The organism is Nonlabens sp. SY33080, from assembly GCF_011784885.1.
In the GTDB taxonomy this organism is placed as follows: Bacteria; Bacteroidota; Bacteroidia; order Flavobacteriales; family Flavobacteriaceae; genus Nonlabens; species Nonlabens tegetincola.
The window spans coordinates 2,673,898-2,699,018 of record NZ_CP050461.1 but is presented as its reverse complement, the minus strand read 5'-3'; the positions used below and the strand labels follow the sequence as shown (position 1 = coordinate 2,699,018).

General features: G+C 34.7%; 28 protein-coding genes. 9 read left to right on the top strand and 19 right to left on the bottom strand.

Features of this window, described 5'->3' with window-relative positions:
- Window position 1: 1 nt before the first annotated feature.
- Window positions 2–568 (top strand): TetR/AcrR family transcriptional regulator, encoded by a 567-nt coding sequence (locus tag HCN53_RS12245; protein WP_167343136.1) that lies wholly within the window; start codon window positions 2–4, stop codon window positions 566–568.
- A gap of 63 nt (window positions 569–631) precedes the next feature.
- Window positions 632–1,453 carry a hypothetical protein gene (locus HCN53_RS12240; RefSeq protein WP_167343135.1) on the top strand — a complete coding sequence of 274 codons (822 nt, stop codon included), beginning with the start codon at window positions 632–634 and terminating at the stop codon, window positions 1,451–1,453.
- 53 nt (window positions 1,454–1,506) lie between these two features.
- Here the strand turns inward: HCN53_RS12240 and HCN53_RS12235 are convergent, their stop codons facing one another.
- From HCN53_RS12235 to HCN53_RS12210, 6 genes are all read right to left on the bottom strand, one after another.
- On the bottom strand, window positions 1,507–1,980 hold the full coding sequence (locus HCN53_RS12235) for a thioredoxin family protein (RefSeq protein ID WP_167343134.1): 474 nt from the start codon (window positions 1,978–1,980) through the stop codon (window positions 1,507–1,509).
- Between the two features lie 2 nt (window positions 1,981–1,982).
- Window positions 1,983–4,346, bottom strand: coding sequence for a TonB-dependent receptor (locus HCN53_RS12230; RefSeq protein WP_240919361.1), 2,364 nt, complete (start codon window positions 4,344–4,346; stop codon window positions 1,983–1,985).
- 124 nt (window positions 4,347–4,470) lie between these two features.
- Complete coding sequence (locus HCN53_RS12225; RefSeq protein ID WP_167343133.1) at window positions 4,471–4,866, bottom strand: hypothetical protein; 396 nt, start codon at window positions 4,864–4,866, stop codon at window positions 4,471–4,473.
- A 127-nt stretch (window positions 4,867–4,993) separates the two neighbouring features.
- Window positions 4,994–5,410, bottom strand: coding sequence for a DUF6691 family protein (locus tag HCN53_RS12220; RefSeq protein WP_167343132.1), 417 nt, complete (start codon window positions 5,408–5,410; stop codon window positions 4,994–4,996).
- Between the two features lies 1 nt (window position 5,411).
- Window positions 5,412–5,978: a YeeE/YedE family protein gene (locus HCN53_RS12215; protein WP_167343131.1), complete on the bottom strand. Its 567-nt coding sequence runs from the start codon at window positions 5,976–5,978 to the stop codon at window positions 5,412–5,414.
- A gap of 78 nt (window positions 5,979–6,056) precedes the next feature.
- Entirely contained in the window at window positions 6,057–6,215 is a 159-nt protein-coding gene (locus tag HCN53_RS12210) for a hypothetical protein (RefSeq protein ID WP_167343130.1), read from the bottom strand.
- Between the two features lie 153 nt (window positions 6,216–6,368).
- Between HCN53_RS12210 and HCN53_RS12205 the strand changes: the two genes are divergently transcribed.
- From HCN53_RS12205 to HCN53_RS12195, 3 genes are all read left to right on the top strand, one after another.
- Entirely contained in the window at window positions 6,369–6,887 is a 519-nt protein-coding gene (locus tag HCN53_RS12205) for a redoxin domain-containing protein (RefSeq protein ID WP_167343129.1), read from the top strand.
- Between the two features lie 9 nt (window positions 6,888–6,896).
- Window positions 6,897–7,529, top strand: coding sequence for a transglutaminase-like domain-containing protein (locus tag HCN53_RS12200; protein ID WP_167343128.1), 633 nt, complete (start codon window positions 6,897–6,899; stop codon window positions 7,527–7,529).
- Window positions 7,530–7,699: 170 nt separating this feature from the next.
- Window positions 7,700–8,830 carry an MBL fold metallo-hydrolase gene (locus tag HCN53_RS12195; RefSeq protein WP_167343127.1) on the top strand — a complete coding sequence of 377 codons (1,131 nt, stop codon included), beginning with the start codon at window positions 7,700–7,702 and terminating at the stop codon, window positions 8,828–8,830.
- A 169-nt stretch (window positions 8,831–8,999) separates the two neighbouring features.
- On the opposite strand, the gene HCN53_RS12190 is transcribed toward HCN53_RS12195, so the two are convergent.
- The 10 genes from HCN53_RS12190 to HCN53_RS12145 form a co-directional block, all read right to left on the bottom strand.
- Window positions 9,000–9,752, bottom strand: a complete 753-nt coding sequence (locus HCN53_RS12190; RefSeq protein WP_167343126.1) for a type 1 glutamine amidotransferase domain-containing protein — start codon at window positions 9,750–9,752, stop codon at window positions 9,000–9,002.
- Between the two features lie 263 nt (window positions 9,753–10,015).
- On the bottom strand, window positions 10,016–11,896 hold the full coding sequence (locus HCN53_RS12185) for a monovalent cation:proton antiporter-2 (CPA2) family protein (protein WP_167343125.1): 1,881 nt from the start codon (window positions 11,894–11,896) through the stop codon (window positions 10,016–10,018).
- Entirely contained in the window at window positions 11,893–12,495 is a 603-nt protein-coding gene (locus HCN53_RS12180; protein WP_167343124.1) for an NAD(P)H-dependent oxidoreductase, read from the bottom strand. Before HCN53_RS12180 ends, HCN53_RS12185 begins: the two co-directional genes overlap by 4 nt.
- 44 nt (window positions 12,496–12,539) lie before the next feature.
- Window positions 12,540–13,112 (bottom strand): Crp/Fnr family transcriptional regulator, encoded by a 573-nt coding sequence (locus tag HCN53_RS12175; protein WP_167343123.1) that lies wholly within the window; start codon window positions 13,110–13,112, stop codon window positions 12,540–12,542.
- A 79-nt stretch (window positions 13,113–13,191) separates the two neighbouring features.
- A complete protein-coding gene (locus HCN53_RS13100; protein WP_240919360.1) occupies window positions 13,192–13,452 on the bottom strand; it encodes a group III truncated hemoglobin in 261 nt (86 codons plus the stop codon).
- Between the two features lie 163 nt (window positions 13,453–13,615).
- The gene (locus tag HCN53_RS12165; RefSeq protein WP_167343122.1) at window positions 13,616–14,125 is read right to left on the bottom strand and encodes a DUF3124 domain-containing protein; all 510 of its coding nucleotides are present in this window, start codon (window positions 14,123–14,125) and stop codon (window positions 13,616–13,618) included.
- A gap of 25 nt (window positions 14,126–14,150) precedes the next feature.
- Complete coding sequence (arsB, locus tag HCN53_RS12160; protein ID WP_167343121.1) at window positions 14,151–15,191, bottom strand: ACR3 family arsenite efflux transporter; 1,041 nt, start codon at window positions 15,189–15,191, stop codon at window positions 14,151–14,153.
- A 58-nt stretch (window positions 15,192–15,249) separates the two neighbouring features.
- Complete coding sequence (locus HCN53_RS12155) at window positions 15,250–15,864, bottom strand: protein-tyrosine-phosphatase (protein WP_167343120.1); 615 nt, start codon at window positions 15,862–15,864, stop codon at window positions 15,250–15,252.
- Window positions 15,865–15,880: 16 nt separating this feature from the next.
- A complete protein-coding gene (locus tag HCN53_RS12150; RefSeq protein ID WP_167343119.1) occupies window positions 15,881–16,348 on the bottom strand; it encodes a DUF6428 family protein in 468 nt (155 codons plus the stop codon).
- Window positions 16,349–16,391: 43 nt separating this feature from the next.
- Window positions 16,392–16,724: an ArsR/SmtB family transcription factor gene (locus tag HCN53_RS12145; RefSeq protein WP_060523121.1), complete on the bottom strand. Its 333-nt coding sequence runs from the start codon at window positions 16,722–16,724 to the stop codon at window positions 16,392–16,394.
- A 348-nt stretch (window positions 16,725–17,072) separates the two neighbouring features.
- On the opposite strand from HCN53_RS12145, the gene HCN53_RS12140 reads away from it, so the two are divergent.
- Both HCN53_RS12140 and HCN53_RS12135 read left to right on the top strand, forming a co-directional pair.
- Window positions 17,073–18,536, top strand: a complete 1,464-nt coding sequence (locus tag HCN53_RS12140) for an aldehyde dehydrogenase family protein (RefSeq protein ID WP_105018365.1) — start codon at window positions 17,073–17,075, stop codon at window positions 18,534–18,536.
- A gap of 48 nt (window positions 18,537–18,584) precedes the next feature.
- Window positions 18,585–19,328 (top strand): SDR family oxidoreductase, encoded by a 744-nt coding sequence (locus HCN53_RS12135; protein ID WP_167343118.1) that lies wholly within the window; start codon window positions 18,585–18,587, stop codon window positions 19,326–19,328.
- Window positions 19,329–19,504: 176 nt separating this feature from the next.
- On the opposite strand, the gene HCN53_RS12130 is transcribed toward HCN53_RS12135, so the two are convergent.
- Window positions 19,505–19,858, bottom strand: a complete 354-nt coding sequence (locus HCN53_RS12130) for a winged helix-turn-helix transcriptional regulator (protein WP_085774168.1) — start codon at window positions 19,856–19,858, stop codon at window positions 19,505–19,507.
- 90 nt (window positions 19,859–19,948) lie between these two features.
- Here HCN53_RS12130 and HCN53_RS12125 point away from each other — a divergent pair, with 90 nt between their 5' ends.
- Both HCN53_RS12125 and HCN53_RS12120 read left to right on the top strand, forming a co-directional pair.
- Window positions 19,949–20,752 (top strand): SDR family NAD(P)-dependent oxidoreductase, encoded by an 804-nt coding sequence (locus HCN53_RS12125; protein ID WP_167343117.1) that lies wholly within the window; start codon window positions 19,949–19,951, stop codon window positions 20,750–20,752.
- Complete coding sequence (locus tag HCN53_RS12120) at window positions 20,749–21,618, top strand: DUF4437 domain-containing protein (protein ID WP_240919359.1); 870 nt, start codon at window positions 20,749–20,751, stop codon at window positions 21,616–21,618. Before HCN53_RS12125 ends, HCN53_RS12120 begins: the two co-directional genes overlap by 4 nt.
- 113 nt (window positions 21,619–21,731) lie before the next feature.
- Here the strand turns inward: HCN53_RS12120 and HCN53_RS12115 are convergent, their stop codons facing one another.
- A complete protein-coding gene (locus HCN53_RS12115; RefSeq protein WP_167343116.1) occupies window positions 21,732–24,263 on the bottom strand; it encodes a T9SS type A sorting domain-containing protein in 2,532 nt (843 codons plus the stop codon).
- 99 nt (window positions 24,264–24,362) lie between these two features.
- On the bottom strand, window positions 24,363–25,118 hold the full coding sequence (locus HCN53_RS12110; RefSeq protein WP_167343115.1) for a LytR/AlgR family response regulator transcription factor: 756 nt from the start codon (window positions 25,116–25,118) through the stop codon (window positions 24,363–24,365).
- Between the last annotated feature and the right edge of the window lie 3 nt (window positions 25,119–25,121).

Below are 25,121 nucleotides of genomic sequence, written 5' to 3'. Positions count from 1 at the left end.
CATGACCCAGCGTAAATCTCAAATTCTAACTACTGCAGCACGACTTTTTAAAGAACGTGGATATTCTGCCGTTACCATGCGAGATCTAGCTGCGGCGCTAGATATGAAGGCTGCAAGCTTATATAATCATATATCTGGTAAACAAGAAATACTTACGATTTTAATTCTTGAGGTTGCTCACGAATTTACCAATGGAATGAAGCAAGTTGAAAGTCAGGATAGCACTGCCTTTGTAAAGGCTCAAAATCTTATCGCCTTACATATAAAAATTGCTTTATCACTTACTGATTCACTAGCTGTACTTAATAACGACTGGATGCATTTAGAAGGTGTTTCCTATGAAGAATATATACGATTGCGTAAGAATTATGAGGCCGATTTTAAACAAATCATACTAGAAGGAATCGATAAAGGCGAGTTCAAAAACATGAGTGTTGAAACTATCTTATTCAATCTTTTGAGCACACTAAGATCCATCTATTTATGGATTCCAAAGAAATCTCCCAGTGAGATTGAAACTCTTAAAGTAGAACTGCCAGATTTACTTTTACTTGGACTTAAAAAATAAGTCCTTTTAAACTTTCTACAATTTTAAGGGTCTCATGATCGTTAAACATTAAAACCATTTATTATGAGAAAATTATTGATTTTACCTTTCATGACAGTATTACTTTCAATAGGCACCTCATGTTCTAGTGATGAAGAAAACACAAACCAATCTGATACAGAACTAGCAAAGGAAAGCGCAGCTATTGAAGTAGCAGAATCGTTTGATTTTGACCTAGTTCTAGATGTTGAGGATCTTAATTTTTCAAGAGATTTTACAGAAGAGGATAGCATTTCTAAAAATGGTTGTGTGGTTGTTACCACTCAAACTACAAACGGTGGTTTTCCTAAAACGTATACACTAGATTTTGGGACTGGCTGCACATCTCCTAGAGGTATTACCCGAACCGGGATAATCGAAATTACTTTAACTGACATGTTACGTAATCCAGGAGCAGTAGCAACTGTAGAAAGACGCAATTACACTATAAATGGAAGAGGTTTATCTGGTCTAGTAACTTATACAAATACGTCAACATCTACCAGTATTCAATGGAATAGAAATGTTTCAAATGGAAGTTTTACTAGTCTAAACGGATCGGTATTTAACTTTAATAGCGACGTTGACACTCGACTCATTCAAGGAGCTGGAACATTAATAAGAACTGATGATGTAGTGGAATTATATATGGGTAATAGAACGGTAAGTAGACCAAATGGTTCTAGTCTAACAATTACCATCTCACAACCTTTACTAAAACCTTATACCTGTGCAAATATCACTGAAGGTGTTCTTGATTTTAATGGCACAGTTCTACAAGGAAGCTTGGATTATGGCTCTGGTGCTTGTGACAATCAAGCAGTGTATACAACAGTAAATGGTAATACTATCAATATTACTTTATAAGATTTTTAAACAAAAAAGAAGAAAAGCCTTTTCATTTTACGAAAAGGCTTTTTTTATTGAATCCATTGATACAATTCCTTTGGAGATAAATACTCAAAAGAACGTTTGATAACATTGAATTGTTCATCAAATAGTACAATTACAGGCGCTACAAAAGGTTTGTCTTTTCGACTTCCTAATAATTCGGCGAGCTCATGAGTCGGGTTTCTAGATTTTTTAAGGTTTTTATTGATAAATTGATCATTGCCTATTTGGATAGTATCAGCTGTTTCAGCGTTTAATTTAATGGTATAATAATCCTTTTTTAATTTCTCTATTACCTGCTGATCTTTAAATGCAGATTGCTCCATTTTTTTACAATACACACACCAATCCGTATAAAAATAAAGGATTGTTCTTTTACGCTTTCGCGAAAGCGAGTCCTCAACATTCTCAATTGTGGTCCATTCTATTGAATTGCCTTGTGCGTTTATTGGAAATACCACAAAGGCCACAATAACAAAAACGAGTGTAGTATACAGTTTCATAATCAATGTATTTTACCAATTTTGATTCCTAAAAATACAGTTCTAGGAGCCATAGGTCCATAAACATAATCTGAATCTCTGGTAGCGCCCGTATCAAAATCGTCTTGAAAACTATCAAACATATTGCGCACACCACCAGAAATGGTAATCATAAAATCATCACTGTAATCAAAATGAGTTTCAACTTTGAGATTCATGTCAAAAAAAGGAATAGATCGATTTATTTGAAGAAATCCGCTGTCACTTATTACTCTAGGAACATTCATGCGACCTGTATAGGTACTGGTAAGATCGACATTAAACTTTTCTGACGGTAACCAGGTAGCATTTAAAAACCCATACCAATTAGGATTACGTACAAACTCATCTATAAAGATATCAGACTCTCCTAAAGTACCATCGCTTTCAAATAGTAATTGTTCATCATCATACCTAGATTCTTGATAAGTAGCGCCAATTTGAAACCTCCAATCGGACGATGGCGAAACACCTATTTCAATATTACTACCAAAGACAGTTGCACCAGAACCATTGCGTACCTCTTCTAATATAGAACCATTATTCAAGGTAGCACCTGTGCTCACTTGAGTAAATGGATCCTGAATAGTTGTATAAAATCCTTCTACCAGAAAATCTAATTGAAGTAAGTTTTTTGAGAGAGAGTAATTTAAAGAACTGGTAAAAGCATTAGAGTATTCTGTTTTTAAATCTTCAGATAAGATAACAAAGAGCTGTTCTCCTCCTACACTAGATATATGTAAATCTTCATTAAACGCTTGTGGAGCTCTAAAACCGTGAGCATAACCTGCTCGTAATTTAATTTGTTTTGTCAGGTCATAACTCATAGTTAATCTGGGAGAAATAGCTGTTTGATCAATTGATACCTCTCGCAAAACTGTCCCTACTGAATATTTCCCATCCACGTTTACATGGTCTAATCTTGCTCCTAATAAAGCAGTAACTTTTTCGGTAGGTTTCCACTCGTATTGTGAATAAAACCCAATAGTATTTACCTGTTGATCAATAGAACGATTATAACCAGGAATTTCATCTTCTGTATTGGTTGTTACGTATTCCAATCCTGTAGTAATTACATCTCTTGTGAACGATTTAGTATGTTGAACTCCTGTTACCCAAGCCAAATCCTTAGTAGTACCAAATGCATTATTGGCAATTAAACTATCCTGCCTAGTTCTTGATCCTCCTAAACCACCGTAATAGCTGTCTCGATTTGTATAAGATGTACTTGTATAAGCTTGTAGCTTGTGAGAGTAATCGGTGCTTTCCCATTCATAATCGGCATCACCTATGAATGTATCGTGTTGAAGCTCTTCCGTGATATCGGTAAATTGAGGTGCAAGATCCAGTCGGTTACCACCACGTCTATATTCCTTTATTGCATTTAAATTCAATGAGATTCTACTGCGCTCATGAGGTTTTAAGAAAGCTTTTGCCCCAACCGTAGTGTTATCAATTTCTACTATTTCAGTAAAGCCATCATCATTAGCATCATAGGCATCGCGATTGCGGTATGAGCCGTATAAGGTAACTCCAGTCTGTAAATCATCAGCTACAATAGATGAATTGAAATTTAAATTTCTATCTAATGCGTCTCCTTTTATGCTTGATATGGTACTACCTATTTCCCAAGTATTTAAAACAGGATCTTTAGTGATTACGTTTACCGTACCTGCAATAGCATTTGACCCATATAGAGCACTACCACCACTGCGCACCACTTCAATACGCTCAATGGTATTAACGGGTATTTGCTCTAGACCATAAACGCCCAATAGAGAAGTGAATACTGGTCTACTATTCAAAAGAATCTGAGTATAGGCTCCTTGTAATCCATTTAATCTTACTTGAGTAAATCCACAATTTTGACAATTATTTTCTACTCTTACTCCAGGAGCGTAACCTAATCCGTCGGCCAGTGTAGTTGATTGGGTTGCATTGAGCAATCTTGTACGTATGGAAGATATTACCACCGGTGCTTTTTTACGTTCTACTCGATTACGAGTAGCACTAACTACAACTTGGTCTAATCCTAAAGCATCTTTTACCAATGTGAATTCAAACGAGTTTTCTTCTTGAGATACATCAATGGTTTGGGTTGAATTGCGGTATCCGGATGCCGAAATATAAAGAGTATACTCACCTTTCTCATCTAAGGTTATAGAAAATTCACCATCAATATTAGTGAATGCTCGTGTGTTTGTTTCTTTAACTACAACAGTAGCCAGAACTACAGGATCTTTATCACTTAAAACTTTACCTTTTATTGTTAAAGAAGGTGATTGAGCGAGTGAAATAATAGGGATTACAAAAGCCATTACTTTACACAATTCTAATTTACGAAGCATCAAAATTTATTTTTAGACAAAACTAAATAATTAATTAGCTGCAAAAAAATAATATTAAATAATTTAAAAAACCTCTAACTTTTTTTAAGAGTTAGAGGTTTTTTAAATACAGTAAGTATTTATGTTATACTATGTGTTTTTTAATGTGAGCTGTGACCAAATAATCAGACCAAATGACCGCTTGTTCAATTTTATCAAATGCTTGAAAAGGAACTTTTGAAAATTTTTTTTCAATCTTAATATTTTGAATAGTAATAGGTGAGTATGCAACTACACCAATACCCAAAAGATTGGGAATCTCGGGAAAATGGTGATAGACGAGTGGATTTACGCTATACGAGTTAATCCTATTACTCAAATAAACCATCGGATTTGATCCGTAGGTTTTTTCTATGAACATTTTCAAATAACGAAGATGACCTTCGCCAACTACAATCCCTTCCGCTATTTGGGTGATTAAAAAATTTTTAAAAACAAATACTTCTGCATAACCGAAATCTTTATACGTAATTCTATCCATAGCAGAAATTTTGACCAAAGTTAAATTTTATAACCATGCAAAATTCCAAACATTATGATAATAGTAGTTAATTTTCTGTTTATCAGTAATTTCGGTATTTAAAACAAATTAACCAGAATATTCACCATTAATGAGGAAGCCTAGCTCGTAAAAGGCCATAAACGTAAGTGCCTATTAATGCACCACTAATTACGATTAAAATAGAAGGAAAACCAGCACCTATCAAAACATACATAGGTCCAGGGCATGCACCTGCAAGCGCCCAACCTAATCCAAAAAGAATTCCGCCAACTAAATACCTAGGAAAGCTAGGTTTTTTTTGATTTAATTGCATATCTCGTCCACCTAAGGCTTTGATATTTTTACGCTTAATTAATTGTATTCCTACTACTCCTAGAATAAGAGCACTTCCAATAATTCCGTACATATGAAAACTATCGAAACGAAACATTTCATAAATCCTAAACCAAGAAGCGGCCTCAGACTTATACATTACTAAACCAAAAAATACTCCTATGGCTAAATAAGCTGTATACTTTTTCATATTAGAATATTAAGGGGAAGAAAACGTGAATCATTATTAATCCACCTATAAAAAAACCTATGACAGCTATGAGAGATGGTAACTGTAAGTTGCTCAATCCAGATATAGCATGTCCCGATGTACAGCCACCTGCGTATCGCGCTCCAAATCCAACAAGAAAACCACCAACTAGCAATATTGCGATTGTTGTGAAGTCGTTTAAGCTTTCACTTGCAAACAACTCTTCTGGCAAATAACTTTCACCAGCACTTAGAAAATGATACTCACTTTTAAGCTCTTCCACAGTATTTTTTGAGATAGAAACACTGTTATCACCATTATTTGTCATAAAGGTGGATCCTAGGAATCCTCCAATTATCGCACCTAGCACAATCATTAAGTTCCATCGCTCTTCTTTCCAATCAAAATCAAAAAAATCTGATGTCTTACCAGCTCCGAAAGCAGCACATTTCGTTCTTAAATTTGCCGAGATTCCAAATTGCTTACCTAAAAACAATAATAAAAACATTACAAGCGCAATCAATGGCCCTGCAACATACCACGGCCACGGTTCATAAATCCAATGCATCAATAATAAATTTTTATGCAAATATCACGCTTTAGCGAAAGCGTAACAGTAACAAAAGTTACAGTATTACATAAATCTCTATTTTTTATCTAGATCCTTTTGGTGTTTTGTTTCACGTCTTGCTCTTTCAGCCTTTAAAGCCTCCTTGATTTTTGGATCAAAGTGAACACCATCAGCATGCATATCGGCTGGAGTTCTGTTAACCATAGGAACTCTATTTTTTTCTTTATCTGCCATAATTTCAATTTTCAATAAAGATACTTATTTTGTTTAATCTTTATTTTAATTTATTAAACATTTAATAGTTAATAGTTTCGTTTTAAAAAGGCATTAGCACGAGTTTAGGAATGATTTTAGAATTGTCCAGCTACAAGATTCTATTTTTATTTTATGAAAAAACCTATTCCACAACAACAAGCTCCAGAACTATCATTTCCTTTACTAGGAGAGAAAGTATGGGATCTTAAAAAAGCAGATAGTGAAAATTTTACACTTGTAATATTTTATAGAGGACTGCATTGTCCATTATGTAAAAAATACTTGGAACAACTCAATGAACTCTTATCTGAGTTTAAGGATAAAGGTGTTCAGGCAGTGGCTGTAAGTATGGATGATGAAAAAAGAGCTAGACTTTCTAAACAAAAATGGGACATCGACAGAGTATCTCTAGGATATAATTTATCGGAAGAGTCGGCTAGAAATTGGGGACTTTATTTGAGCAAAGGAATTAAAGAAGGTGAACCTGATCTATTTAGTGAACCTGGATTGTTCCTTGTTGATAGTCATAACGATATCTACTACGCTGCGATTAATAGTAATCCATGGGGTAGACCTCATTTACCATCTATGTTAAAAGCTATAGACTTTATACTAGATAAAGAGTATCCTGCACGAGGCGAAATGATGTAAATTTGTGAAATGCAATATACAGAATCTACCTACTTCTTTGACTATGAAAATTCTGTAATACAGGACATTCTCAAAGAATTTAGTCATCTGGAATCTAAACAGGAATTAATAGAGAAATTATATATTAAAGTAAGAGATGGTTGGCGCTATCTTCCCTTTAATATAGGTTTGACTGCTGAACATTTTAAAGCTAGCAATATTGCTCAAAAAAAAGATGGTCATTGCATTGACAAAGCCATTTTATATATAGCATGTCTACGTGCCTTTAATATACCTGCAAGATTGCATCTTGCTAAAGTTTCTAATCACATAGCTACTGAACGTCTAGAAAAGGTAATTGGAACTAATGAGCTAGCTCCTCATGGTCTGGTAGATGTGTATTTTAATAATCAATGGGTAAAGTGCTCACCAGCCTTCAACAAGGAGTTGTGCGACATTTATCAAGTAAACGTTCTAGAATTTGATGGTACCCAAGATTCTGTTTTACAGGAATACAATAATGAAAATGCAAAATTCATGTCGTACCTTGAAGATTACGGCCACTTTGAAGACGTTCCTCTAGAATTTATTAAAAACACTTTTAAATCTAATTATCCTGATTTTTATGAAAAATATAAAGATCAAGATCATATAGTCATCTAAATTAAGTCATTGTTTTAAAGCGACCTTAGAACATAATATATGTTCTAAGGTCGTTTGCATTATCGATACTATTAATTAACTAAGATTTATCTCATCATAAACTAAGAAGAATAATTAGTTTGAACTTTTAAGATATGTTACTTAATACCTTTGTTATAGAGTAAACAAAAATGAAGTTCATATTAAAAATATTAAAAAAGGTGCTTTTAGGTCTAGGTATTGTTATCGGAGTGATTTTCCTCATAAGTGTAATATTCTTATACACTAGTCCACAATTTGGAGGCAAGGCTAGTGATGAAAAAAAACAGTCTTATACAAAATCCGACAACTATACTGACGGTAAGTTTAAGAATGCAGGAAACATCTCAACAGAAATGAGCTTTAAAGACATGATGAAGGCTACTGCTGGTATGTTTAAAAAAATCCCCAATGCCAGACCTAACCACTCACTTCATGTTCAAAAAATTGACTCTGTATCCATTGAAAATTATAAGGGTGAAGCAAGGATCATATGGTTCGGTCATTCTACTTTTTTAGTTCAGATCAATGAAAAAAACATTCTGATAGACCCTATGTTGAGTGATGTTCCTGCACCTCATCCATGGTTAGGTTCAAAACGTTTTAATGAGGAACCTCCGATTACCATAGAACAACTTCCAAAAATAGATGTGGTTCTATTATCCCATGATCATTATGACCATTTGGATTATGATTCCATTATAAAATTAAAAGACAAAGTAGAAGTCTTTTATACTCCTCTAGGATTAGGAAATCATTTATTAGCTTGGGGAATTGATGATGAAAAAATCACTGAATTAGATTGGTGGGAAAACACGCAATTTTATGGTTTAACCTTTACTAGCACACCTGCTCAACATTTCTCTGGTCGAGGTTTGAGCGACCGAGATCAAACATTATGGTGCTCGTGGATCATTAAATCTTCAACTGAACAGCTATTTTTTAGCGGTGATAGTGGTTATGGTGCTCATTTTAAAGAAATAGGTGAAAAATACGGCCCGTTTGATTTTGCGATGATTGAATGTGGTCAATACAATGAATTGTGGTCAGAAATACACATGTTTCCTGAGGAAACTGCCCAAGCGGCAATTGATCTCAAAACAAAATCTATGATGCCTATTCACTGGGGTGCATTCAAACTAGCGCAGCATTCTTGGACTGATCCAATTGAGCGTGTAGAGAAGAAAGCTACCGAACTTAGTGTTCCTATGGTAATCCCACAAATAGGAGAACCTGTGCTTATCTCAAAACCGATAGCTGCTAGTAATGATTGGTGGAAATAATAATAATTTGAAAACCGTGAGGACACTTAAAACGATAAAAGCAAATTTTCAATTTAGTGATGAACCAATCTTTTAATTCTTACAATTAGAAGATTCTAGTACTATATAAAAAGAAAAAACGCAGGTTTTGAACCTGCGTTTCTCTATTTATAATCATTGCTTTTAAGCATTACTTAGTGAGTAAATCCACTACACTACGAGCTACTAATCCTGCTGATGCTGGATTTTGTCCTGTAACAACACGTTGATCTACACTTACTTTTTCTTGCCACATATCGGCTTTATCAATTTTGGCTCCTTTTTCCTTTAATTCATCCTCTAGTAAAAATGGAACAACCTCAGTAAGTTCAACATTTGCTTCTTCTTCGTTTGTAAATACGCTTAATGTTTTACCATCTACTAAATAGCTACCATCTGATAATTTGATATTGATCAATCCCGAAGGACCGTGACATACAGCACTTACAATTCCATCATTCTCATAAATCTCACTAGCTATATTTGCTAACTCCTGATTATTAGGGAAATCCCACATCGTTCCATGACCACCAGCGTAGTAAATTACTTGGTATTGACTCGCTTCAACTTGAGATGGCTTTAAGGTTGATTTCAATTTTGCTTGAAAACCCTCATCTTCCCAATATTTCTTATTAATCTCATCATCAAGATCAAAACCATCAACTGGTGGCAAACCACCTTCTGGACTTACAAATGTGATGTCATAACCTGCTTCTTTAAACACTTCATAAGCATGAGTAACTTCACTTAAATAATATCCTGTAGTTTTCCCAGTGTCTCCTAGCTCTTTATGACTAGACAAAATCATTAAAATTTTTGGTGTATCCATTGTTTTTTCTTTTTTATTGATAACTGTTAAAAGTGAAAAAATCACTAAAGCAGTTACCGCTGTTATTGTTTTCATATTGTAACTTTTTTTTAAATCCTTAATGGGTTAAAGAGGTACAAAGTTCCAATAGTTTACCCAAGTTTGCGAGGACTGAACTCACCATTTTAAAGTGCTTTTCCTCACAGTTAATTTGTGACCTATGTCACATGCTAATTTTTATTATTGCATAAAGCTAGTTATACCAAAAGATTAATGATGTTAAGAAAGTCTTGTAATGATTGCGCTTTCGTGAAAGCGTCCTTAATAAAACCCTAATCAAACTAAAAGGAATATTAAGATTAATCGTTTTGTTCGAGGGATTTCCTAATGTGTTCACCATCCCAGTGCTTGTCGTAGGTTACTATACCACGTTTAAAATCACGTTCTAGAAGTTTTTCTTGCTGTTCCAGTTCTTGCCTAGCCTTAAAAATATAGTTTTCATCTCGCTTAGGTTCCTTGGCTAATCGTTTCAAACTTTCAACGTCGTAGGTAATAAAATTTTGCACTTGTCGATTTAAGGTATATTTCCTAAAACCTAATTTATGTAAGGCATCACTGGCAAGAGAAAGGGAAGTATCCAAGGTTTCTCTGTATATATTTTCAATACCCAGATTAAGTAATTCATAGGCCTCATAACGATTTTTGGCTCTTACGAGCAGTTCAACATGAGGATATTTTTCTTTAACTAATAATGCAACTTCCTTATTCACCGCAGGATTATCAATCGCGCAGATTAACATTTTTGCTTGAGCTATCCCAGCAGATTCTAGAAGATCTTGCCTAGTAGCGTCGCCATAGTATACCTCAAAGCCCATTTTCCTCAAAAAATCAACACGGTTAGAATCTATGTCTAGTATGGTAGCCTCAACTCCATGAGATCTCATAAATCGCCCAACGGTACTTCCAAAATGTCCAAAGCCTACCAAAATTACCTTTTGAGATTTAGCGATATGATCCATAGGTCGTTTAATGGATTCTTTGGTACCAACTTTAGGTAAAATCACTCGTTCATTAATTAAACTGAGTATAGGTGTGAGGGACATAGAAAGTGCTGTAATCACTAGCATAACATCCATTTGCTCTGGTGCAAGAATTTCTAATTGAAAAGCAAATGAAAGTAAAACGAATGCAAATTCACCTACTTGTGCAAGGCTCAAAGTTAAGAGTAGTTTTTGATCAAGTTTAAGTTTAAAAACTCGGCCCGTGATGTATAAAACAGCGGCTTTTAAAGTTATAATAAGTACTAGTAAACCACCTATTGTAAAAGGACTTTCTGCTATTACAATAAAATTTATGGAAGCACCTACTGCCATAAAAAACAAACCCAAAAGTAAATTTTTAAAAGGCTCTAGTGTACTTTCTAACTCATGTTTAAATTCACTTGTTGAGAGCACTACTCCACCTAAAAATGCTCCTAATGCAGGACTTAAACCTACAAACTCCATTAAATACGAAATAGAAAATACGATTAAGAAAGCTGCTGCGATAAGTAATTCACGCACACCGGTTTTTGAAACCTTTCGAAGTATTGGTACGATTAAATATCTTCCTACTAGCACAATTACCACTACAGAGGCAAGAATAACTAATGTTTGCAACCCTATAGGTAAATTTTCAATTAAGGTTGCTTCATGCCCATTTGAGCTTACATTTGATGGATCTTGAGAAGACAATAAGGGCAAGGCTCCTAACATCACTATCACGATGATATCCTGAAAAAGCAATATTGAAAAGGAACTTATCCCAAAGGTGGTTTCCATTAACCCCTTTTCCTTAATGGTTTGCAAGGCTATTGCAGTGGAAGACAAAGACACTGCCATGGCTATTACGAGTGCTACTTGCCATTCATATCCTAATATTGTAAAAAGTAAGTAAGTCAATACTAGCGTCGCCGTAACTTGTATTCCTCCCATACCTAGTATAGACTTACGCATGTTCCAAAAGCTCTTGGGTTCAATCTCTAGACCTATAAGAAACAGCATTACCACAACTCCAAATTCTGCAAAATGAAGAATATCATCTCCTTCTTCACCTATTAAACCTAAGACATAAGGTCCGATAATGACTCCTGCGATTAAATAACCTATCACAGAACTTAATCCTAGTCTTTTAGCGATAGAAACACAAATTAAGGCTCCTGCTAGAAATACAATTGCTTCAAAAAGTAATGTTCCCGTCATGAATTTGGGTTTTTAATCAATTCAAGATCGTTTAAAAAGAAGCAATTAGAGAATCCAGTAGCATCAAAATCACCTTTGAGTAAATCAATGAGATTTTCATATTGATTTGCATAATCTAGTAATTGCTCTTCGGATAATTTATGAGTTCCCATTACCGCAAATGGTGGTAAATAATGCATTCCGCACAAATTTGCAGTTTGTTCAAAGGGTCTTAAAAACTCATTGATAGTATAACTGTTATACCCTTGTGAACAATATACCTCTCGAGAGCCGCCAGTGGTTATAACATTAAATACAGTTTTACCTTGCAACATGTTACCTTCAGGACCGTAAGCCCAATTAAACTCTAACACCATGTCCATCCATTGTTTTAAAATTGCTGGACTACTGTACCAGTACAATGGATGGTGCCAGATTATGATATCGTGTTCTTCTAATAATTTCTGTTCCTTTCTTACATTGATATGAAAATCTGGATAGGTTTCATACAGGTCGTGCAATGTAATATGACTTTTAGAGAATAATCGATCGATTAAAGTAGCATTGGCTCTTGAATCTTCAAATCTAGGATGAGCAAATAAGACTAATGTTTTTTTCATTTTTAAATTTAATCAAACCACAGATGTAAATGGCGATGTGTAACTTATACCTTCAATCTGCTTAATGTTTCTCTACTTACACCTAGGTATGAAGCAAGAAGTTTTTTTGGAACTCGTTGAATCAAATGCGGCATTTCGTCAATTAATCGTTCATAACGCTGTTCAACCGTTTGGGTAAGATGAGAAAGTACTCTTTGTTGCAAATGAACAAAACCGTAATTTAATTTTACCCTGAAAAAGTTGGCCATAGCAGGTACTTCCTTACATATCAATTCTCGACTCTCAAAACTTAGACTTAAAAACTGTGTGTCCTCTAAACAATCTAAAAATAGAGTTGCAGGCATTTGATATTGATAAGCATGATAATCACTTATCCAGTAGTTTTCTGAAGCAAACTGTAGGATGTGTTCCTTACCGCTTTCATCTAGGGAATAAGTCCTTAAAAGCCCCTTTAAAATCCAAAATTCATGATCTACAACTTGACCTGTTTGTATCACGAATTGATGTTTTTTCAAACTTCTATACTCAAAATGAGATGCTACAAACTGCCATTCACTATCAGTTAAACTTACTATTTCTTCAATATGTTTTCGCAAAGGTGATAGATCGTGAGTCATACTACGAAAATAATTAAAAGGAGGACTCCAAGTAACCTTTTAATTTGTTAATGATTTAAGTACTCTTAGTAATAATAAGTTATTTAAATATATCTGGTCTATGATTCCACATTGCAATGTATTGTCCTGTGCTCATTTTTCTTGCGATAAATTTTGCTTGTGTAGCAATTTCTCCTTGAAAAAGTTCGTCTACCGACTCAATCCACAGTTGTAGCCAAATACCAAAATGTATGGGCTCGATTTTATAAGATTCCGCTTTATCAACTTTAATGTGATGGGATACTGGACTGCCCTTGTATTTTGCCTTTTTGAATAAATTCGATTCCCAAAAATCAGTCAACTTACTAATATGTAATTGTCATTCATGATCTTTAATATGTTTTGAAAAAATAGGTGCAAGGACCTCGTTTTTTCTCACCTTGGAATAAAACAAATGAACGAGATTTGCCACATCCTGCCTGTTCTCTATAGCATTAAGACCACTTATGAATCAATACATCGAGTTACTGAACAGGAACACCTCGAGTTGTAAATGACAATCCTTGAGACCCATAAGTAGATATCATCACAGCCTCAAACAGCGGTGGATTATCTGTATTTTTCATTGCCCATTCAAACAGAAAATTAGCACCAGATCCTCCTTCATAATCCTTTTCACGTATGATAATTTCTAGAGTTTCCATAGGATTTACCACTATAGGATCCTTAACATACGATCTTACTATTTCACCTGTGGTGTTATAATAATCTGCTTGCGTTATATATAGAGGTTCTGTAGGTGATATATTTCTTATACTCGCTGTTGCAGTAAGGTCAAAGGCACGTTCATCATGCACGTGATAGATGTGCGAGTATACTGGCAGGTATGTTTTTGCTTTCGCGAAAGCGGAAAAATCCTCAACATCTGCTTTCTTCGTTTCCCAACTAGGCTGCCTGCTTGGATACTTGGCTGTTTCTTTTTCAAAACAACCTAACATCATAAAAACACCGATAAGTAAGATGATCTTTTTCATAACAGTAAAGTTAAGTGTCCCATGGTTAAGAAGCATCATAATACTTCTTTTTCAACCAAAAAGAAACTCTTACTAATAAAATTAATGCTGGAACTTCTACCAGTGGACCAATTACTCCTGCAAATGCTTGTCCAGAGTTAAGTCCAAATACCGCTATAGCGACTGCGATTGCCAGTTCAAAATTATTTCCTGCTGCGGTAAATGCCACCGATGCCGTTTTATCATATTCTGCACCCATCGCACGGGTAAAGAAAAATCCAATGATGAACATTAAGGTAAAGTAAATCATTAAAGGGACTGCTATTATAATCACATCCATAGGGATTTCAACAATAAGCTCACCTTTTAATGAAAACATGATTATTATAGTAAACAACAGCGCTATCAAGGTTAATGGAGATATAGTTGGAATAAATGTTTGAGTATACCATTGTTCTCCTTTTATTCGAATTAAAATAAATCGACTTAGAATACCCATTAAAAAAGGTATTCCTAGATAAATAGCAACGCTTTCTGCAATAGTACTTATGGAAATATCTACTATCGCTCCTTCAAATCCAAAGTATGGTGGAAAAATGGTGATAAACAACCAAGCATAAAAACTATAACCGAAAACCTGAAAGATGCTATTGAGAGCAACTAAACCGGCACCGTATTCACTACTTCCTTCAGCAAGATCGTTCCATACAAGAACCATGGCTATACAGCGAGCTAGTCCTATCAAAATGAGTCCAACCATGTACTCTGGATAATCTTGCAGAAATAAAATTGCTAGTATGAACATAAGAACAGGACCTATCACCCAATTAAGAATCAATGAGGTGGATAGTATTTTTACGTTCTTAAAAACTTTGGGAAGTAATGAGTAATTCACCTTGGCTAGCGGTGGATACATCATCAATATCAAACCAATAGCAATAGGAATATTGGTACTTCCACTACTAAATGAATTTACAATATCCGGAAAAGAAGGTATAAAATAACCTAACCCTACTCCTATTGCCATGGCAATAAAAATCCAAAGCGTTAAATTCCTATCAAGAAAGTTTAATTTTTTTGAAGACATTTCTCTACTGTTTTATACAACACTTTTTTAGAGTGCTCATTCTTTGTAATTACAAAGACTATTTTTGGGCTTGTTGAAATACATAAAGCATTTCTGTTGCGATTTGATGGCTGCGTTCTAAATAAACATCTTGCTGTTGTGGTGTGCCATCAGATATTTTAGGATCTAGAAAGGTGATCGGAATTCTTTTAATCGCTCCTGCAATGAAAGGACAGGTTTCATTTGCAGAATCACAAGTCATCACCGCAGCAAATTCTCCTTGTGGATTAAAATTATTATTCAGCACCTTGGAAAATCCTATGATAGGATGTTCATTTTCACCATATTTTATGGAGTAAACTGGATTATCGGTTTCAGATAATTTTTCTATTTGAAATCCTTGTGATTCTAGGGTTTGAGCAACTACAGGAAAGAGTGCAGTAGCCTCAGTACCGGCAGAATAGGTTGTGACTTTATTGAAACCTAAGTACGATGCAGCAGCTTGAGCCCAAATTTGAGATAGGTGACTACGTCTAGAGTTATGAGTACAAATAAAGTTAATTCTTACATCCTTATCTGCTTGTAGTCGGTCTTTGATAAAATCAATTAAAGGTTGTAGTGTTTCTTTGCGTTGCTCATCTATAGAGTTTACTTGAATATTTTTCAAGTAATCAGAAATTTCTGTAAATACCATGACTAGTTTTTATTGTTTAACAACAACCGCTGCCTGGCGCACAGGTAGTGGTAGCAGTAAGTTGAGAGAGAGACTTCTTTTCTTTTTTGACTGGAATGCCACAATTATCCTTGGCAAGACAATCCGTCTGTTTAGAGGTAAGTAAAAAATGACTGCCGTTAAACTCCAAACCAAATTTCCCTATAGTATCTCCTTGATATTCTACCTCGATTTCTAGATCTTCTATTCCTAATATTTTTTCAGAAAGTGTAATTATATCTAGGAGCTTTTCTGGATGCAACCTGTGATCATAATCATTTGCACTCCAAAGCTGGAAGTTAACAACCTCTTCATTACGCACGGTACCGCCGCAGTCAATAAAGTTTTTGGTCACTTTACCTACTTCAGTTACATGAAAATGATTGGGTACAAGATCACCATTAGGTAATTCAAAGGCTATAACATCTAGTTCTTCAAGATGTTTTTTGATAGTGGATAGTTTCATAATTATAATATTGCGATATTACGATAAATAGACATAAATTTTTTTAACAACAAGATGAGTTTTCTGCTACATCTTGATTAAGGAATTGAAACATGATATTCTTCATGGATTGCCAGTTCTCAACATTTATACAATAGCAAACACTTGTACCTTCAACCGTACCTTGAATCAAACCCAATTGCTTAAGTTCCTTTAGATGTTGTGAAATGGTAGGCTGTGCTAGACCTATTTCATTCACTAAATCTCCACAAACACAAGTATTAGTTTTATACAAGTGTTGTAGGATAGCTACACGAGCTGGATGGGAGAACGCTTTCGCGAAAGCGGAAATCGCATTTTGCTCATCGGTAAATATTTCAGTTTTAGCTAAACCCATATCCTTATTGTTACATTGCAATATTACGATAATAGAATCTAAACCACCAAACCTTAAGAGATAATTTTCATTGCCTTAAGAAACTTTTAAACCTTACCAACTAATAATCAAAGGCATAAGTTAAAATTTAATGGTGCATTTTAAGACCATTTGTCGTCTTAAACAGGACAAAAATTTAACATCTTATAGGTTTAACATCCTGTTATAGCTGTATCTAACGAGTGCCTTAAATGTTAAAGATCATGTTACAAAAGCGATTTTGTGAGTTTTAAGATTAGGAGTTCTTTGTGAGCAGTAAGCTACTAATGCCTGTAATTTTAAAAGAAAACGAAAGAAAAAGTAAAGATTATGGCAATATTAGAAGGCGTTGACAAACAATATATAAACGGTCAATGGACAGAAGGAAGCAGCGAAACAATTATAGAGGACAAGAATCCTTTTAATCAAGAAAAACTACTATCCATTAAAGGAGCTTCTCAAGAAGATGTAGATAAAGCTTATAAAACGGCAGAGAAAGCGGCAGAGTCATGGGGAAAAGAGTTGCCCCAAAAACGTGCAGAAATAGTAAACAACTTTCATGATGCTATTGTTGACAATAAGGAAGAACTTATAGAGTGGTTAATTAAAGAGGCAGGTAGTTCAAGAGTTAAAGCAGAAGCAGAAATCCAGATAAGCTTAGGTATCATTAAGGAAGCTGCTTCATTTCCTAGCCGTATGCATGGATACATCACTAATTCTAGAGTACCTCACAAGGAAAACAGAGTTTACCGCAGACCATTGGGCGTGATGGGAATTATTAGTCCTTGGAACTTTCCACTCAATTTATCTATACGTTCAGTGGTGACTGCAATAGCTTTAGGAAATACAGTAGTATTGAAACCAGCATCACAAACTCCCATTACAGGAGCTCTTGCTATAGCCAAATTATTTGAAATTGCCGGTTTACCTAAAGGTGTTTGTAATGCCGTTGTAGGTAAAGGATCAGATATTGGCGATTACTTTGTAGAACACGAGATTCCAAAACTTATTTCCTTTACAGGTTCTACTCCAGTAGGTAGAAACATAGGAAAACTAGCCGGACAAAAATTAAAACGCATGGCGCTTGAATTAGGTGGTAACAATGTATTTGTTGCTATGGAGGACGCTGATGTAGATCAAGCAGTAAAAGCAGCTTTATATGGTAAATTCATGCACCAAGGACAAATTTGTATGTCCATCAACAGAATTGTTGTGCATGAAAGTATAGCCGATGAGTTTGTCGAGAAATTTGTCGAAGGAACTAAAAAATTAAAAGTTGGTAATCCTCAAGATAAGGAAGTTACCATAGGACCTTTGATTGATTCCAAACAAGTGGAACGTATAAATGAAGATCTTCAAAAGAGTATTGATGCAGGTGCCAAGGTTGTTCTAGAAGGTAAAAGCGATGGTGCTCTCATGCATCCAACTGTCCTAGACCACGTAACCGATGATATGCCTATTGCTGCCAATGAAATTTTTGGTCCAGTAGCTCCTATCATTAGATTTAAGTCTAACGATGAAGCACTAACTATTGCAAATAGTCAAGACTTTGGTTTAAGTGGAGCTGTACATACTAAGGATGTCGAAAAAGGACTTCAATTTGCGAGTAAAGTAATTACTGGTATGATTCATATTAATGATCAAACTGTAAATGATGAATCTAATGTCCCTTTTGGAGGTGAAAAAGGATCCGGGATTGGAAGGTTTAATGGAGATTTTATCATTGAAGAGTTCACCAGAGTTCAATGGATATCAGTACAGCACGAGCCTAGGGATTATACACCGTTTGCATAACTGATCAAAACATACATTTAAAATTTTAAATCAAAAACAAAAAACAAAATGGATTTACAAGGAAAAACAGCAATAATTACCGGAGCTTCTAGTGGTATAGGTGAAGCAACCGCAAAAAAACTAGCAGAACAAGGAGTTAATGTCGTACTATGTGCACGACGTACTGAAAAACTAGAGGAATTAAAAGATGAAATCACTCAATCAGGAGGAAATGCACTGGTAGTAACTGCCGATGTTACTAATAAGGAAGATTGGAATACTGTGATTGAGAATACTCAAGAGCATTTTAATTCGATAGATATTTTGTTCAATAATGCAGGATTAATGCCATTATCCTATGTAGAAAAATTAAAGACTGATGAATGGGAAAAAATGGTCGACGTAAACCTTAAGGGAGTTCTTAACGGAGTCGCAGCAACTTTACCTATCATGCAGGAACAGAAAAGCGGACACATTATTAATGTTTCATCCAGCGCAGGTCGTAAATACTTCCCAGGTGGTGCGGTTTATTGTGCTACCAAAGCGGCTGTTACCATGTTTTCAGAAGGATTACGACAAGAAATTGCTCCAGAATATGGGATTAATGTAACTCTCATTGAACCAGGTTTTGTAAGTACCGAATTACAAGATACGATTACTGATGAGGACATTAAGGACCAATTAGGCAATATGAGTGATATGACACCATTACAAGCTAATGATATTGCCCAGGCAGTTGCTTATGCCGCTGCTACACCAGATCACGTTAATGTGAACGATGTTTATATTTACCCTACTCAACAAAAACAGTAATGAAGTAGAATCTTAATAAACTCGTTATGAACCTTAACGGTTTGTAACGAGTTTTTTTTATCTTATTTTTTTTTGATAAGGAATTTTAAAATTTCGCTTTCGCGAAAGCGAAATACTTCAAGCTTACTTAACTCTTAGAACTCTAATTTCAGGAGATAACGAGATAAGATTATGAATCAGCTTTTTTGGGCAACAGCATAGTCACCCCAATCTGCAATTGATTGAACAAGAGGTATTAAAGTTTTACCAAATTCCGTTAAAGTATATTCTACTTTTAAAGGTGGTTTTGTGGTAAATACCTTACGACTTACAATTCCATCCTCTTCAAGTGCTTTAAGCTGAAGGCTTAATGTACGCTCAGTAACTTGTGGCATCATCTTACGCAACTCACTATACCTCAACGTATTATTCATTAAATGATAAAGAATGACCGTCTTCCACTTTCCTCCTATTACACCCATTGTTAAACTAGCACAACAAGGATATTCCTTACCATTGAATGTTAATTTTTTAGGCTGCTCATTTGTCATTTTGTTACTATCTAAATTGACCGTTATTGCAAAGGTATAAAACTATATTTAGTTTTGTGACTATAAAAAGTATAGTTAATTAAAAACACTATGAAAACCATTCTAATTACCGGTAGCACAGATGGAATAGGAAAATTAGCCGCCATTGATTTGGCTAAGGACGGACATACCATTTTTATTCATGGCCGTAATCGTGAAAAGGTTAGTAAAGTTGTAGAGGAAATTACAAAATTAACGACGAGCAAAACTATTTATGGTTTTACTTGCAATTTTTCTCAATTACAAAGTATTGACGACTTTGTTAATCAGATAGCTTCAAAAACAATCAAGTTAGATGTTTTGATTAATAATGCAGGTGTTTACAATTCACCTGTAGCAACTACTAATAATGGAATCGATATTAGAATCGCTGTTAATTATCTAGCTCCCTATTTATTAACTACTAAACTATTGCCCTTGCTTGAGAAATCCGATTCTGCTAGGGTTATAAATTTAAGTTCTGCTGCACAATCTAGTATTTCACCTGAATTTTTTCTAGGAAAGGAAACGGTTTCGGAAAGCGGTGCCTATGCACAAAGCAAATTAGCTCTTACGATGTGGAGTTTCCAGCTTGCCAAAGAACAACCTGAACTTAATGTAATCGCTGTAAATCTAGGTTCCTTATTAAATACTAAGATGGTTAAAGAAGCTTTTGGTAATCACTGGTCCGATGCCAGTAAAGGAGCTGACATATTAACTCAGCTTGCAACATCAAAACGTTTCAATGAATCATCAGGATCCTATTTTGATAACGATAAAGGTGATTTTTCCCATGCTCATGACGACGCTTATAACCACGAAAAATTAAACCAACTACACAATCTTACCCAAAAACTTTTAAAAAATAAATTATGATAAAAAGAACAATGATATTCGCAGCTTGTGCCCTGATTCTTATGGGATGCAATACCCAAAATAAAGAAGAAAAAGTAACGAGCACTACTAATAATCAAAATACTGAAGTTGTTTTGAGTTCGCAGGTAAACTGGAGTCCTTTAAATGCTGCTCGAGGTGATGCTAGTCCACAAGCTGGTGATTTATGGGGAAATCGCAAGGAAAATCAAGCCTCAGGATTCCTGGTTAAATTTAAAGAAGGGTTTTCATCACCACCTCACATTCATAATATAACCTATCGAGGAATTGTGATCAAAGGTTCCTTACATAATGATGACCCTAATGCCAAAAGCATGTGGATGCCACAAGGATCCTTTTGGACACAACCAGCTGGTGAAGGTCACATTACAGCAGCAAACGCTAGTGAAAACATGGCTTATGTAGAAATTGATAGTGGACCATACTTAGTTAAGCCAGAAGATCAAGCCTTTGAAAATGAAGAAAAACCAATAAACATTCATAAATCGAACCTAGTATGGATAGAAGCTTCTGATCTTCAATGGACCAATCTGAATACAAACGATAAATCAAGGAATAAACCAGAAATAGCCTTTCTATGGGGACAATCTAATAGTAACGATTCTAGCGGTGCTTTGATAAAGCTTCCTAGCGGTTTTTCTGGAACCTTTGAGGCTAGCGGCAAAGAGTTTAGAGCTATCGTGATAGGTGGAAAATTAACTTATAAAGCTAGTAAATCAAAAGAACTGGATCCTGGTAGTTACTTTGGTTCAACAGATAATGCCTCACATGTAATTATGAATGAATCTATTGAACCCGTCATTTTGTATATAAAATCAACAGGAGCCTATCAACTATTATCTGAATGATATTTTAATGTAAGCAAATAATTTAATCACAAAAAAGCAACAGGTTGAATTTAGCAATACAAAAAAAGCTACCTTGATCTCAAGGCAGCTTTAGAAAAATTGAAAAACGAATACTATCTAACAATCAGTTTTGCAGCAGTGATTTGTTCATTTATAACAGCTTTGACGATATACATCCCAGACGGTAAAGTAGAAACGTCAATTATATTATTTTCTACTTGCACATTTATTTGTTTACCACTGAAATCGTAAAGCTTTACATCATGCACGTCATCCGAACTAGAGAATGTTACATGATCATTAGCTGGATTAGGGTATAACTTCAATTCAAACACATTAGTTTCATCACTTAATCCTAATGTTGAGTTATATTCATAAGCCCCTAAATCTATGGTAGTACTAACTACGCGATCATTTCCTGACAAATCTGAATTACCAAATAAAGCGACATCGTAGTAAGCGTTATCTCCCTGATCAATAATAAAAGTAGAGGCAGATGTAGGTTTGTAATCCGTACTTAAATTTAGGTTGTCTGTTGCTGGATCTAAGGTTGTTACGTTTGTTGTATTAAAAGTTCCAGTGGTTCCAGCGTTTGATGATACTTTTGCAATAGAATTTCTAATAAATACATCGTATGTAGCAGTCGCTCCATTAGAGATATCTCTAGTTGCTACTGTACCATTTATGGTATTCTGCCAGAAAATAGAGTTATTGATATTAAGATTTACGTCTCTATTACCTGAGGCCGTAATAGAATTACCATAAGTATTGTTGTAGTCGTTATTAATAAACGTGCTGTTATTAATCACAACATCTAGAGTATTACCATTGTTAAAACCTTCACGGTTAATATTAAGTGCTGCAAGATTGACATCATTATCGGCTACTAGAACATTTGCCCAACGTGTGAAAATGTAACGATTGGTATTATCAGATTGAATAAATACTAACCCCATGTCAACTATGGTATTATTGATAAACTGAGTATTTTCAATAAGTAATCCTTGATTAAACTTTCTTATTTTTAGCAAATAACCATTTGAATAGTTGTTTCTAAATACCGCGTTTTTAATTTTTAAGTTATTAGAGTTCAGATTATTCGGTATAAATATTACGCCATTCTCTTCCACACCACCTGATTGTGAGGTGTCGTAAATGTTCTCAAATATAATTCCATCAAAAGTGACATTACTGGTTCTTAATTCAAACAATCGTTCTGCATTATCGCTTTTGTTTGATGAGAAATCACCTGCGATATCATCACCATTTATATCACCAGTAAAAATGGTTGCATTTGTAGTGTGAATGGCTGTTAAGTCTCTATCTGCTAAAGTTGTTTCAGTACCTGCAAAGCCACCAATGATATCCACCTCGTTTGTACTAATTGCAATTGGAGTATTTTTATCTGCTAGAGTATACGTTCCTCGTGCCACCCAAACCGCATCATTTAAACTGGTAAGAGCTAAAGCGTCTGTTACACTTGTAAAAGCATCTGCCCATGAGCTACCATCGTTAGCTCCAGTTGCATTAGCATTCACATAATAAACTACTGGTATACAGTTCTCACTATAACTTGTCTGACCATCCTTAGTCCAGCCTTGTGTAAATTGACCACTATTTGCAGGTGGTGAATATCCAGCATCTACCTGGATACACGTTAAACTTGGATTATTATATGCTTTCATAAATAGAAAATTGCTATTATTTCCATTTGAAATCAACAAAGTATCTAATGAACTGTTATCATAACAAAACAATTCATTGATACTTGTATTTAAACGAATATCTAAACTTGTTAAGTTATTGAAACCAACGTGCAAACGTGTTAAAGATAAATTGTTACTCACGTCAATAGTGGTTAAACTATTGTTAGGCACATCTAAACGTGTCAAATTAGTAAAAGCTTCAATTCCTGTTAAGTCTGCAATACCTATACCGTTCATAATTAACTCTGTAGTAGCTTGAGCTTCTGCCATCGTTATTTCAGTATCTCCATTTATATTGATATTGTTATCACTTACTAAAAAGTTTTTAAGATTAGCATCAGGAATATTTACTACTTGATTAAGAGCAACACAATCATCGCTATAAATTGCAGTGGCACCTTTTGTCCAACCTTGACTGAAATTTCCAACATCGTTAGGTGGTGTAAAATTAGGATCTATTTGAATACAGGATAAACTATTTCCATAGGCTTTCATATAAGTAAAGTTGCTGTTATTACCGTTAGCAATATTTAATTGATCCAACACACCATTATTATGACATTGAATATCATTAATCAATGTATTTACACTGATATTTAAAGTTGTAATTTGATTATTACTACAGTGTAAACGCGTTAATGCCAGGTTATTAGAAACATCTATAGTGGTTAAATTGTTATTATAACAATCTAATCTATTAATGTTTACAAAAGCCTCTATACCCGTTAAGTCTGAAATTGACAACCCATTTACTAATATGGCACCAGTAAAAGCTGTGGCCTCTGCCACAGATATTTCGGAATTACCATCAGTATTAATAGCTGCAGAGTTAACTAAGTAATTTTTAAAATTTGCGTCAGGAATATTGACATTTTGAGCGTTTAAATAGGTCGTTGTTAAAAACGCACCAATAAGTAGTACAAGTAATTGTTTTTTCATTTTGCAGGATTGATTTATTAATACTGCAAATGAACAAGGTAAAAACAGCTAGTTCATCTCTACTTTTCTGTAACCATTTAGTTTTTTTCTAAACGGTTCCTACAAAAAGGTTTCTTGTATCGCTGTTAAAAACTGGTCTCTTTTTGAACGAGAAATAGGTATTTGTTTTTTATCATCCATGACTATGTAATCCCCATCATGCTTGACAAGTTCACTGATGTGCTTTAAATTTATCATATAGGACCTATGACATTTAAAAAACAATTTATTGCCTTCTAATTGTTCAACAAAATGCTTTAATGGCTTACAAATAACATTACGTTTACCATTAATCATATACACATTAGTATACATGCCATCTGCCTCTAAATAGATGATATCGTTATGAGAGGTAAAAAGATACCCTCGTGGGATTTCCATTACAATTTTATCCATTGACAACTGTTGAACAGACTGTCTTAGACGTTCTATTTGCTCACTTATTTGTTGTGAGGATTGTTGTTGTTTCGCTTTCGCGAAAGCGGACTTCAATTCATCAACAGCTATAGGTTTTAATAAATAATCTATCGCATTCATACGAAAGGCATCAACGGCATACTGGTTATAAGCAGTAACAAAAATGATTTGAAAGACTATTTCATCATCTTTGAAATAATTCATGATTTCCAGACCAGTCTCGCCTGGCATTTCTATATCTAGAAAAACAATATCTGGCTTCAATTCTTTTATAGCTGTCACTCCATCTTTAAGATTTGAGGCCTCGGCAACGACATGGAGCTCATTGATATGATCTCGTATTAACGTAGTCAATAAATGCCTAGCACGTTTTTCGTCGTCAATTATTATAGCTTGCATATA